The organism is Pseudothauera rhizosphaerae (assembly GCF_004801305.1).
GTDB lineage: Bacteria > Pseudomonadota > Gammaproteobacteria > Burkholderiales > Rhodocyclaceae > Pseudothauera > Pseudothauera rhizosphaerae.
This window is the reverse complement of the sequence record NZ_SSOD01000002.1, coordinates 330,371-342,323: the sequence shown is the minus strand read 5'-3', so window position 1 is coordinate 342,323 and position 11,953 is coordinate 330,371. Positions and strand designations below refer to the sequence as shown.

Here is an 11,953-nt window from a genome sequence, read left to right as displayed (position 1 = left end):
CGGATGCGCCGCGGGGCGCGCAGCCAACTTTTACGAACGGGGAACGTCTTGCCAGCTTTGGGCTTGAAGACGCGGATGCGAGTGATTCCGCTGCTGTTGTGCTGGATGTCGGGGACGACCCTGGCGGGCAACATGCCCGCGCTGGTGGTGTCGCCCGACCTCGTGCGTGGTCGCCCCGTGGGTGGTGCGGCGCGCAAACCCGTCCCTGCCCAGCCCGCCCCGGCGGTGCCCGAGCCCGGCGGACCGGGGCTGGCGCCCGCGCCGGCCGGGGAAGGCGCTACGGTGCAGCCCGTCCATCCCGCCGACATTCCGCCCGCCGCGGAGCCTGCGCCGGCACCCGCCGCATCCGTGGCCGGCCCGGAGCAGGGAGCCAGGGCCGCACCGGCCGGCGAGGAAACCACCCAGGTCAGCGCGCTGCGCATCAGCGGCACCCGCGCCGTGGAACTGGTGGCCGACGGCGAGGCCGAGCTGCAGCGCGGCGAACTGGTGCTGACCGCCGACCGCCTGACCTACCGCGAGCTCACCGACGAGGCCGTCGCCGAAGGCAACGTGCGCATCGCCCAGCGCACCGACGAGATCACCGGCCCGTCGGCGCGTCTGGTCATCGGCGAGCGCACCGGCGAATTCGAGGCCCCGCACTACGCCCTCACCCGGCGCTCGGAGCCGCGTCCCGGCGAACCCGAGCGGGTGATCACCGGCAGCGGCTCCGCCGACATGCTCTATTTCGAAGGCGAGAACCAGTACCGCCTGCGCAACGCCACGTGGACGAGTTGCGCGCCCCAGGACCCGGACTGGTACGTCAAGGCGCGCGACCTGGAGCTGGACTACGACACCGAGCTCGGCACGGCGCGCCACGGCACCGTGGTGTTCAAGGACGTGCCCATCCTGTGGGTGCCGTGGGCGGACTTCCCGCTCGTCGGCCAGCGCCAGTCCGGCCTGCTGGCGCCGACCTTCGGCACTTCCAACAAGACCGGCGCCGACATCACCCAGCCCTACTACTGGAACATCGCGCCCAACTACGACGCCACGCTGTCGCCCCGCCTGATGAGCCGCCGCGGCCTGCAACTGGGCGGCGAATTCCGCTACCTGGGTGCGAACTACCGCGGCGAGATGCGCGGCGAGTGGTTGCCCAAGGACCGCGTGGAAGGCACCGAGCGCTACCTGGGCGCACTGCAGCACGAGCATCGCATCACGCCGCGGCTGCGTGCTTCGCTCGATCTGAACACGGTGTCGGACGACCAGTACTTCGAGGATCTCAGCTCCCGCGTGGCGGTCGCCTCCAAGGTCAACCTGCTGCGCCAGGGGCGGCTGGACTACGCGGGCGCCGACTGGTGGTCGGCCTCGGCACTGCTGCAGAGCTACCAGACCCTGTCGGGCTCCTCGCCCTACCGCCGCCTGCCGCAGCTCGAATGGAGGGCGAACCGCGCAAATCTACCGGGCGGCACGACCTTCGCGATGAAGGCGCAATACACGGAATTCGACCATCCCGACGAGGGGCGCATCACCGGCGGGCGCACCGTGCTCTACCCACAGCTCGCGCTGCCCTTCGAGCGCGGCGGTTATTACATCACCCCCAAGGTCGGCCTGCATTACACGCGCTACAGCCTCGACCGCCCGGAGACCGACACCCGTGATGAGGCGATCACCCGCTCGGTGCCGATCTTCTCGGTGGACAGCGGGCTCAACTTCGAGCGCGACACCTCGTTTTTCGGCCAGGACTTCGTGCAGACCCTGGAGCCGCGCATCTTCTACGTGCGCGCGCCTTCCCGAGACCAGGACGACATTCCGCTGTTCGACACCCAGCGCTTCGATTTCAGCTTCGCGCAGATGTTCTCCGAGACGCCCTACGGCGGCTACGACCGCGTGGCCGACGCCAACCAGGTGACCGTCGCGCTGACCTCGCGCCTGATCGATCCGGCCAGCGGCGCGGAGCGGCTCTACGCCGCCATCGGCCAGCGCCACTATTTCTCCGACCAGGAAGTGACGCTGCCCGGCGAGGCGCGGCGCACGGACCGGCGTACCGACTTCCTGGCCGCCCTCGGCGGGCAGATCACGCCCCATACCGCGCTCAACAGCGCCTGGCAGTACAACCCCCGCGACAGCCGCACCGAGCGTTTCGCCCTTGGCGTGCGCTGGCAGCCGGAGTTCAGCAAGGCGCTCAACGTGAGCTACCGCTGGACGCGCGACGTGCTGCGCGACATCGACGTTTCCGCGCAATGGCCGCTGGGCGGACGCTGGTACGGCGTGGGCCGGGTCACCCGCTCCATCCTGGAGCGCCGCGTCACCGAGGCCATCGCCGGGCTGGAGTACGATGGCGGCTGCTGGGTGTTCCGCACCGTCGCCCACCGTTTCGCCACCACCGAGGAGGACGTGACCCAGGCCCTCTTCATCCAGCTCGAACTGAACGGGCTGGCCAGCATCGGCGCGAATCCGGTGGGCCTGCTCAAGCGCAGCGTGTCCGGCTACGGCAAGATCAACGAGCCGGGTTCCGGGCGCATCTTCGGCACCGACTGACACCTGATAACCGAGACACCATGAAACGACTGATTTTCCGACTGGGTTTTTCGCTGCTGGCCTGCGCTGCGGGCTTGAGTGCGCTGCCCGCCGCGGCGCAGCGCGCGGTCGAGGCGGACCGCATCGTGGCGGTGGTCAACAACGAAGTGATCACCGCGGTGCAACTACGCGAACGCCTGGACCAGGCCGTCCGCCGCCTGAGCCGGCAGGGCACCGAGCTGCCGCCGCGGGAGGTGCTGGAACGCCAGATGCTCGAACGCCTGATCCTCGAACGCGCCCAGTTGCAGCTTGCGCGCGAGAGCACCATCCGCGTGGACGAAACCATGCTGGAGCGCTCCATCCAGCGCATTGCCGACAGCAACGGGCTGACGCCGGAAGGGCTGCGCGAGGCGCTGACGCGCGACGGCATCGCCTGGGACCGCTTCCGTGACGAGGTGCGCACCGAACTCATGCTCACCCGTCTGCGCGAGCGCGAGGTGGACAACCGCATCGTGGTGACCGAGGCCGAGGTGGACAACTTCATCACCACCAATCCGGACGCCTTTTCCGGGCGCGAGTACCACCTCGCCCACATCCTGCTGCGCGCGCCCGAAGGCGCCAGTCCGGCCCAGCTCGAAGCGCTCGCCGCACGCGCCCAGGACGTCATGGGCCGGCTCCAGGGCGGCGAGGATTTCGCCAGCGTGGCGGCGGCGGTGTCGAATGCGCCCGACGCGATGAACGGCGGCGATCTCGGCTGGCGGCGCCGGGACGCGCTCCCCGCCCTCTTCGCCGAGGTGGTCGGCAATCTCTCTCCCGGCCAGTTGTCGCCCATCATGCGCAGCGCCGCGGGCCTGCACATCGTCAAGCTTCTCGATGTGCGCGGCGGCGCGCTGGCCGGCGCCGACCAGGTCGAGCAGACCCGCGCCAGCCACATCCTGGTGCGCACCTCCGAAGTGCTCTCCGACGTGGAGGCGGAAAGCCGCCTGCGCCGGCTGCACGAACGCATCGTGCGGGGCGGCGAGGACTTCGCCGCCCTTGCGCGCGCCCACTCGGACGACCTCTCCGCCGCCAAGGGCGGCGAACTGGGCTGGGTGTACCAGGGCGACACCGTGCCCGAGTTCGAGCGCGCCATGAACGCGCTGGCACCGGGCGAAATCAGCGAACCGGTGCGCTCGCCCTTCGGCTGGCACCTGATCAAGGTGCACGAGCGCCGCGTGCAGGACGTCACCGAAGAGCGCAAGCGCGCCATGGCACGCGCCGCCCTGCGCCAGCGCAAGTCCGAGGACGCCTTCGAGGACTGGGTCCGCCAGTTGCGCGACAGCACCTATGTCGAATACCGGCTCGAAGAGCAGGAGTGAACCCGCGCCGCTGGCCGTGACCAGCGGCGAGCCGGCCGGCATCGGTCCCGAGCTGTGCGCCCGGCTCGCCGGGCGTACCTGGCCGAGGCCGCTGGTGGTGCTGGGCGACCTCGATCTGATCGAGGAGCGCGCGGACCGCAGCGGCGCCGACGTGGTGGTGCGCGAATACCTGCCCGACGTGCCGCCGCAGGCCGGGATGCTGGACGTGCTGCACTGTCCGCTGGCCGCCCCCGCGCAGCCCGGCGTGCTCGATCCGGCCAACGCCCGCTACGTGCTCGACCTGCTCGACCGCGCCATCGCCGGCTGCCTCGCCGGCGATTTCGCCGGCATGGTCACGGCGCCGGTGCACAAGGGCGTGATCTGCGACGCCGGCGTGGCCTTCTCCGGCCACACGGAATACCTCGCGGAAAAGACCGGTACGCCGCGCGTGGTCATGATGCTGGTGGGCGGCGGCCTGCGCGTGGCGCTCGCCACCACGCACCTGCCGCTTTCCGCCGTGCCCGCGGCGATCACCCCCGCGCTGCTGGAAGAAACATTGCGCATCCTGCACCGTGACCTGGTGACGCGTTTCGGGCTGCCCTCGCCGCGCATCCTGGTGGCCGGCCTCAACCCCCACGCAGGCGAGGGCGGCCACATGGGGCGCGAGGAGATCGACGTCATCATCCCCGTGCTCGAACGCCTGCGCGCCGAAGGCATGCAGTTCCTCGGCCCCCTGCCGGCCGACACGCTCTTCGTCCCCCACTCGCTGGAAAAGGGCGACGCCGTGCTCGCCATGTACCACGACCAGGGCCTGCCGGTGCTCAAGCACGCGAGCTTCGGCGGCGGCATCAACGTCACCCTGGGCCTGCCCATCGTGCGTACTTCCGTCGACCACGGCACGGCGCTGGATCTCGCCGGCAGCGGGCGGGCCGATCCGGGCAGCCTGTACGCCGCGGTGGAGCTGGCCGCGCGCATGGCCCGGTCCTGACTTCCCCGAGAACCGGGCCTTCCATGGAACATCGCGCACGCAAGCGCTTCGGGCAGAACTTCCTGTCCGACCCCAACATCATCCGCAAGATCGTGGACGCCATCCGCCCGCAGGCGGACGACCTGGTGGTGGAGATCGGCCCCGGGCTCGGGGCGCTCACCGAACCCCTGCTGGAACGCCTCGCCCACCTGCACGTGGTGGAGATCGACCGCGACCTCATCGCCCGCCTGCACCAGCGCTGGAGCCCCGAACGCCTGACCGTGCACGAGGGCGATGCGCTCAAGTTCGACTTCGGCGCGCTGGCCGCGGACGGCCGCCCGTTGCGCGTCGTCGGCAACCTGCCCTACAACATCTCCACGCCGCTGCTCTTCCACCTCGCCGGCTTCGCCGAGCGCGTGGGCGACATGACCTTCATGCTGCAGAAGGAGGTCGTCATGCGCATGGTGGCCGAGCCGGGCAGCGAGGAGTACGGACGCCTGTCCGTGATGCTGCAGTACCGCTTCCGCATGGGGCGGCTCTTCGACGTGCCCCCCGGCGCCTTCCGCCCGGCGCCCAAGGTCACCTCCAGCATCGTGCGCATGGTCCCGCTGCCCGCCGACGCGCTTGCCGCGCAGGACGAGGCCCTGCTCGGCCGCGTGGTGGCCGCGGCCTTCGGCCAGCGCCGCAAGACCCTGCGCAACACCCTGCGGGACTATCTGGCCGAGGACGATTTCGCCGCGCTCGGGATCGACCCCGGCCTGCGCGCCGAGCGCCTGGCGGTGGCCGACTACGTGGCCATCGCCAACCACGTGGCGCGCAAATGAAAAAGGCCGGGTTGCCCCGGCCTTCATATCGCGTGTTTTCTCAGTTCCGCTTCGCCGGGCAGGTATTGACCCCGATCAGCAGATAGGCCGGGCACCAGCCCATGAGGCCGGTGGCCAGCGGCAGGATGCCGATCCACGCCCACACGGGCCCCCCCAGCAGTGCCCATGCGATCAGCGCGATGCCGACCAGGATGCGCAGGATCTTGTCGATTCCGCCCACGTTGCTTTTCATGCCGCTCTCCTCGTGTGTTTGAACGGCAGCATTGCAGCACCGCGGCCGGGCCGGCGTCTGTAACCGCGGTCACACAGCATCCGGGCGGGTAGGAGCGGGCTCGCCCGTGATGCAGCCTACGAGGAAACCACCGCCGTATCGCGGGCAAGCCCGCTCCTACCACCGCAGTTCCGTTAGTGGCCGCCGGCGGCGAGCCGGCGCAGGCCGGCGGGGTCGAGGATTTCCACCTGCTCGCGCCCCAGGCGCACCAGGCCCTGTTCCGCGAAGCCCTTCAGCAGCCGGCTGACGATCTCGCGCACGCTGCCCAGTTCGTCGGCCAGTTGCTGGTGGGTCACGTGCAATACCTGGCCCTTGCCCAGCAGCAGCGCGGCCAGGCGCTGGTCCAGGCGCTGGAAGGCGACCGCCTCGATCAACTGCATCAGGTCGGCGATGCGTTCGGCGAAGAGGTGGAAGACGAAGCCGCGGAAGGCCGGTTCGCCCAGCAGTTCGTCGAACACCGCCTTGGGCAGCAGCATCAGCAGGGTGTCGGACTCGGTGATGCCGCGCGCATTGTAGTCCTCGTGGCCGAGCAGGCAGGACGAGGAGATGATGCAGGTCTCGCCCGGCGTCACGCGGTAGAGGGGCAGTTCGCGGCCGTTGGGGGCGCACTTGAGCACGCGCAGCGAGCCTTCGACGACGAAGGGAAAGCCCTCGCAGGCCTGGCAGTCGTCGAACACCAGCGCGCCGGCGGGAATGTGCATCCACCGTGCCGCCGCCTCCACCCGCGCGCGGACGGCGGGGGGCAGGGCGTCGAGTACCGGATAGCGGGCGGCGAGTTGGGCGGTGTCGCTCATGGGACGGGGCTCAGGCGTCCAGTTCCAGGACCACGGGGGCGTGGTCCGAGGGGCGTTCCAGCTTGCGCGGTGCCTTGTCCACCGTGCAACTGCGGCAGGCGGCGCGCAGGGGCTCGGAGACCAGGATGTGGTCGATGCGCAGGCCGAAGTTGCGCCGGAAAGCGCCCTGGCGGTAGTCCCACCAGGAGTAGCTCTTCTCCGGCTGCTCGAAGAGGCGGAAGGCGTCGGTGAGGCCCAGCGCGGTGAGGGCGCGGAAGGCTTCGCGCTCCTGCGGCGAGACGTGGATTTCCTCCTTCCAGTCCGGGTGGGCGTCGCGCGCCTCGGGGGCGATGTTGAAGTCGCCGGTGAGCACCAGCTTCGGATGGCGGCGCAGTTCGTCGCGCACCCACTCGGTGAGTGCGGCAAGCCAGCGCAGCTTGTACTCGAACTTCTCCGAGCCCACCGCCTGGCCGTTGGGGAAGTAGCCGCAGATCACCCGCACCCCGTTCACGGTGGCGGCGACGATGCGCTTCTGCTCGTCCGCGAAGCCGGGAATGTCCCGCGCCACGTCTTCGGCCGCCACCGGGGTCAGGATGGCGACGCCGTTGTAGGTCTTCTGCCCGTTGCTCACCGCCTGGTAGCCCGCCGCAGCCAGTTCCTCATGCGGGAACGCAGGGTCCTCCAGCTTGAGTTCCTGCAGGCAAAGGGCGTCCGGCCTGTGCTCGGCCAGCCAGTCCAGCACGTGGGGTAGGCGGACCTTGAGGGAATTGACGTTCCACGTAACGATTTTCATGCTGTCGGTCACATCTCGGTGGCGGCCGGAGCATCCGGCCGGGGGGAGGGCGCCGGCAGATTGTATTGCAGCGTCCGCGCGTCGCGGGCGGTTTCAGGCGTGGCGGCTCGCCAGTTGCGGCACGGCCGAGGCCAGCAGCGCCACGCCCGATGCGGTCAGCAGCGCGAGCACGAGCTGGCGGAAGCGCGCTTCGCTGATGCCGATGTAGAGCCGCGCGCCGAGCAGCGCGGGCAGCAGCATGGCCGGCGCCACGATGGCGAACAGCGGCAGCATCTCCCGCGTGACGAGGCCGGCGGCGAGGTAGCTCGCCATGGTCACCAGCAGCATGGACAGGTTGAAGTTCTGCACCACCGCGCGCAGGGCGTCCTTGTCGAAGCCGCGCAGCGTGCCCCACAGGGTGGGCAGGGTGCCGGTGAAGCCGCCGATGCCGCCCATCATGCCGCTGGCCAGGCCCACCACGCCGTCGGCCAGCCGGCCGCCGCGGGCAATGCGCGGCAGCCTGCGCGCCATCAGCATGGCCGGGCACCACAGCACCAGCAGCGCGCCCAGGATGGCCTTGAACCACGCCATGTCCAGGCGCGGCAGCAGCAGTACGCCCAGCGGCACGCCGAGCAGGCCACCCAGCACGAAGGGCAGCAGCCGCCGCGCGTCGAAGCCGCGGCGCACGGACAGCGCGGCGATGATCTGCCCGGTGAGGGCGCCGAACACCGCCAGCGTCGCCGCCAGGCGTGGTTCCAGCGCCCAGGCCCAGAACGACACGGCGGTGAGCCCGAAGGCGAAGCCCGACAGGCCCTGCACGAAACCGCCCGCCACTGCGCCCAGCGCCACCACGAGATAGATCGAATCCATGCGTCCCCGCCTTCCCTTGCCGGCACATTGTGAGCGGAAGACATAAGGTGATCATTCGGAATTAGTATCGCGGTATCACATTCTCATCATGGTTGCGATGAACGCCCCCGACGAACTCCTGGCCCGCCTTACCTCGCGGTTGAAGATGCGCCACCTGGTGCTGCTGCGCCTGATCGGGCAGCACGGCTCGCTCACCCGCGTGGCCGGGCACATGGCCACCAGCCAGCCGGCGGTCACCCATGCGCTGGCTGAACTGGAGGCGATGTTCGGCGCGCCGCTGTTCGTCCGTTCCGCGCGCGGCATGGCGCCCACGGCGCTGGGCGAGGTGGCGCTCGCGCGCGCCCGGGCCATGCTGCAGGATCTCGGCCACTGGGTGCGCGACATGGAAGCGGCCGGCGCGGGCCGCGCGGCGCACCTGCAGGTGGGGGTGATTCCGTTCATCCCGGGGCGGCTGCTGGCCGAGGCCATCGGCCGCACGCGGCCGCGGGGGAGCGGCGTCACGGTGACGATCCACGAGGGTTCCAGCGACCATCTGCTGGCGCGCCTGCGCGACCACGAACTGGACTGCGTGATCGGCCGCAGCTCCGCCGTGCTAGCCATGGACGGACTGGTGCACGAGGTGCTCTACGAGCAGGAACCCCGGCTGGTCGCGCACCGCCGCCTGGCTGCGCGGCTGGGCCGCAGGCCGCTGTCCTGGCCGGAACTGGCGCAACTGGACTGGGTGCTGGGCCAGCGCAACACGCCGATGCGGGAGCAGATCACCGACTTCTTCCTTCGCGCCGGGGTGGCGCCGCCCGCGCCCATGGTCGAGAGCCTGTCGGCCAAGCTGATCGGCGAATTGCTGGCGGCCAACGAGCGCGCCGTGTCCATCGTGCCCGCCGACATCGCCGAGGAACTGGCGCGCATCGCCGGCGTGGGCGTGGTGGCGCACCGCTTCGGCTGGACGCTGCCGCCGGTCACGCTGTTCCGCCGCGCGGAGGAGTCGTCCCGCGAGGCCGACGCGCTGTTCGCGCAGGCCCTGCGCGCGGCGTGCGGCCGGAGCACCTGAGCGTTCTCAGCGGCCGGGCAGGGCCGTGCGCGGATAGCCGGCGTCGTCGAGCAGGCGCTGCCAGTCGTTTTCCAGGAAACCCTTGCGGGTGAAGCGGCCCACCAGCAGGGCCGGTACTTCCACCGGCACGCCGATGGCCTTCCGGTAGGCCTCGTGGGCGGTCTCGCTGTCCAGCGCGTTTTCCGCGTAGGGCACACCCCGGCCATCCAGCAGCTTCCTGGCGCTGTCGCAGGGATCGCCGCATTCCTCCGTGACGTAGAGCGTCACCGGGAAGTTCTCCGCCGCCTTGCGCACCGCGTAGGGCAGGGCGGCGTCGGCCGCACCCGGCTTGAAGCGCTGGCGCTCCACCTCCTGCACGTGGGCGGGCGGGGGCAGGTCGGAGTAGTTGATCTGGCCGCGGTCGTCCACCCAGCGGTAGGTCGTGTCCTGGGCGAACAGGGTGGGGGCGGCGGCAAGCAGGGCTGCGAGCAGGAGCATGCGTTTCATGCGGTCACCATACCGTTGTGGCGAAGCAGGGCATCCACCCGCGGCTCGCGGCCGCGGAAGGCCTTGAAGGATTCCAGCGCCGGGCGGCTGCCGCCCACGGCGAGGATTTCGCGCCAGAAGCGTTCGCCGGTTTCCCGGTCGAGCAGGCTGCCGCGCCCGGCACCGGCTTCCTCGAAGGCTTCGAAGGCGTCGGCCGAGAGCACCTCGGCCCACTTGTAGCTGTAGTAGCCGGCCGCGTAGCCGCCGGCGAAGATGTGGGAGAAGCTGTGGGGGAAGCGGTGCCAGGGCGGCGGGACGATCACCGCCACCTCGCGCCGCACCTCGTCCAGCAGGCGCAGCACGGCCTCCACCGGCACCGGGCCGGCGGAGGCGTCCACCTCGCTGTGCAGGCGCAGGTCGAACAGGGCGAATTCGAGCTGGCGCACGGTCTGCATGCCGCTCTGGAAGTTCTTCGCGGCGATCATCTTGTCGTACAGGGCGCGGGGCAGGGGTTCGCCGGTGTCCGCGTGGGCGGTCATGGCGGAGAGCACGTCCCACTCCCAGCAGAAGTTCTCCATGAACTGGCTGGGCAGTTCCACTGCGTCCCATTCCACGCCGTGGATGCCCGAGACCGCCAGCTCGTCGATGCGGGTGAGCAGGTGGTGCAGGCCGTGGCCGGCCTCGTGGAACAGGGTCAGCACGTCGTCGTGGGTGAAGGTGGCGGGTTTGCCATTGACCGGGCCGGGGAAGTTGCACACCAGGTAGGCCACCGGCGTGGACAGGCCCGCCGGGCCGCGGTAGCGGCTGCGGGCGGAATCCATCCAGGCGCCGCCGCGCTTGGTTTCGCGGGCGTGCAGATCCAGGTAGAAGTGGCCGATGGTGTCGCCGTCGCGCTCGATGCGGAAGAAGCGCACGTCCTCGTCCCAGCGCGGCGCCTCGTCGGGCAGGATGTCCACGCCGTAGAGGGTGCGGACCACGCCGAACAGGCCGTCGAGCACTTTGGGCTCGGGGAAGTACTGCTTCACCTCCTGGTCGGAGTAGGCGTACCGCGCCTGGCGCAGCTTCTCGGACGCCCAGGCGATGTCCCAGGGCTGCAGTTCGGGCAGGTTCAACTCGTCGCGGGCGAAGGCCCGCAGTTCGGCCAGGTCGCGCTCGGCGAAGGGCTTGGCCTTGGCCGCCAGTTCGCGCAGGAAGTCCAGCACCTGCTGCGGGCTGTCGGCCATCTTGGGCACCAGCGACACCTCGGCGAAGCTGCGGTAGCCCAGCATCCGCGACTCCTCGGCGCGCAGGGCGAGGATGCGGCCGATCAGCGGGCCGTTGTCCCAGTCTGCCTTGCCGGCTTCCGAGGCGCGGGTGGCGTAGGCGCGGTACATGCGCTCGCGCAAGTGCCGGTCGTCGGCGTACTGCATCACCGGCAGGTAGGAGGGCATCTGCAGCGTGAACTTCCACCCGGCCTGGCCGTCGCGCTCCGCGGCGGCGCGGGCGGCCTCCAGCGCGTCGGCCGGAATTCCCGCCACGCCGGCCTCGTCGGTGACATACTCGGCGTGGGCGTTGGTGGCGTCCAGCAGGTTCTCGGAGAACTTCGCCGCCAGTTGCGACAGTTCCTCCTGGATGGCCTGGAAGCGCGGCTTGAGTTCTTCGGCCAGTTCGGCACCGGAGAGGCGGAAGTCGCGCAGCTCATGCTCGACGATGCGCCGGCGTACCGGCGACAGGGCGGCGAAGGCCGGGCTTTCGGCCAGCGCCTTGTACTTGTGGTAGAGGGCCAGGTTCTGCCCCACCTCGGCGTAGAAGCGGGAGACTTCCGGCAGCATGGCGTTATAGGCCTCGCGCCACTCGGGCACGTCCTTGACGCTGTGCAGGTGGCCCACCACGCCCCAGGCGCGGCCCAGGCGCTCGCCGGCCTCGGTGAGCGGCACGGCGAAGCCGTCCCAGTCGGGCGTGCCGGCCTCGGCCGTGAGGCGGGCGATGAGCTGGCGGTTTTCCTCGATCAGTTCGCGGACGGCCAGCGCCACGTGTTCCGGGCGGATGGCGTCGAAGTCGGGCAGGGCCTTCAGGTGCAGCAGCGGGTTGCTCATGGCTGGGGATGTTCCGTTGGGGTGGGGCTGACCGCTATTGTGCCGAAAAAGCGGTGAG

The 11,953-nt window shown here is 70.4% G+C and carries 11 protein-coding genes; 5 read left to right on the top strand and 6 right to left on the bottom strand.

Annotation, left to right across the window (positions count from 1 at the left end; translation table 11 throughout):
• The first annotated feature begins 75 nt into the window (after positions 1 to 75).
• From E6O51_RS03645 to rsmA, 4 genes are read left to right on the top strand one after another with little or no spacing between them, the layout of a single operon-like run.
• Positions 76 to 2,514 (top strand): LPS-assembly protein LptD, encoded by a 2,439-nt coding sequence (locus E6O51_RS03645; protein WP_230976683.1) that lies wholly within the window; start codon positions 76 to 78, stop codon positions 2,512 to 2,514.
• 20 nt (positions 2,515 to 2,534) lie between these two features.
• Positions 2,535 to 3,851 carry a peptidylprolyl isomerase gene (locus E6O51_RS03640; protein WP_136383601.1) on the top strand — a complete coding sequence of 439 codons (1,317 nt, stop codon included), beginning with the start codon at positions 2,535 to 2,537 and terminating at the stop codon, positions 3,849 to 3,851.
• Complete coding sequence (gene pdxA / locus E6O51_RS03635; RefSeq protein WP_136383600.1) at positions 3,820 to 4,818, top strand: 4-hydroxythreonine-4-phosphate dehydrogenase PdxA; 999 nt, start codon at positions 3,820 to 3,822, stop codon at positions 4,816 to 4,818. Before E6O51_RS03640 ends, pdxA begins: the two co-directional genes overlap by 32 nt.
• 23 nt (positions 4,819 to 4,841) lie before the next feature.
• The gene (gene rsmA, locus E6O51_RS03630; protein WP_136383599.1) at positions 4,842 to 5,621 is read left to right on the top strand and encodes a 16S rRNA (adenine(1518)-N(6)/adenine(1519)-N(6))-dimethyltransferase RsmA; all 780 of its coding nucleotides are present in this window, start codon (positions 4,842 to 4,844) and stop codon (positions 5,619 to 5,621) included.
• 40 nt (positions 5,622 to 5,661) lie between these two features.
• Here rsmA and E6O51_RS03625 read toward each other — a convergent pair whose 3' ends face one another.
• The 4 genes from E6O51_RS03625 to E6O51_RS03610 all read right to left on the bottom strand — a co-directional run bounded on the left by E6O51_RS03625 (position 5,662) and on the right by E6O51_RS03610 (position 8,307).
• Complete coding sequence (locus tag E6O51_RS03625; RefSeq protein ID WP_136383598.1) at positions 5,662 to 5,853, bottom strand: YgaP family membrane protein; 192 nt, start codon at positions 5,851 to 5,853, stop codon at positions 5,662 to 5,664.
• Between the two features lie 173 nt (positions 5,854 to 6,026).
• Positions 6,027 to 6,686 carry a Crp/Fnr family transcriptional regulator gene (locus E6O51_RS03620; RefSeq protein ID WP_136383597.1) on the bottom strand — a complete coding sequence of 220 codons (660 nt, stop codon included), beginning with the start codon at positions 6,684 to 6,686 and terminating at the stop codon, positions 6,027 to 6,029.
• A 10-nt stretch (positions 6,687 to 6,696) separates the two neighbouring features.
• Positions 6,697 to 7,458, bottom strand: a complete 762-nt coding sequence (xth, locus tag E6O51_RS03615) for an exodeoxyribonuclease III (protein ID WP_136383596.1) — start codon at positions 7,456 to 7,458, stop codon at positions 6,697 to 6,699.
• Between the two features lie 93 nt (positions 7,459 to 7,551).
• Positions 7,552 to 8,307 carry a sulfite exporter TauE/SafE family protein gene (locus E6O51_RS03610; protein ID WP_136383595.1) on the bottom strand — a complete coding sequence of 252 codons (756 nt, stop codon included), beginning with the start codon at positions 8,305 to 8,307 and terminating at the stop codon, positions 7,552 to 7,554.
• 97 nt (positions 8,308 to 8,404) lie between these two features.
• Here E6O51_RS03610 and E6O51_RS03605 point away from each other — a divergent pair, with 97 nt between their 5' ends.
• A complete protein-coding gene (locus E6O51_RS03605; RefSeq protein WP_211091314.1) occupies positions 8,405 to 9,355 on the top strand; it encodes a LysR substrate-binding domain-containing protein in 951 nt (316 codons plus the stop codon).
• Between the two features lie 6 nt (positions 9,356 to 9,361).
• Here E6O51_RS03605 and E6O51_RS03600 read toward each other — a convergent pair whose 3' ends face one another.
• Positions 9,362 to 9,841 (bottom strand): DUF4124 domain-containing protein, encoded by a 480-nt coding sequence (locus E6O51_RS03600; protein ID WP_136383593.1) that lies wholly within the window; start codon positions 9,839 to 9,841, stop codon positions 9,362 to 9,364.
• Entirely contained in the window at positions 9,838 to 11,895 is a 2,058-nt protein-coding gene (locus E6O51_RS03595) for a M3 family metallopeptidase (RefSeq protein WP_136383592.1), read from the bottom strand. Before E6O51_RS03595 ends, E6O51_RS03600 begins: the two co-directional genes overlap by 4 nt.
• Between the last annotated feature and the right edge of the window lie 58 nt (positions 11,896 to 11,953).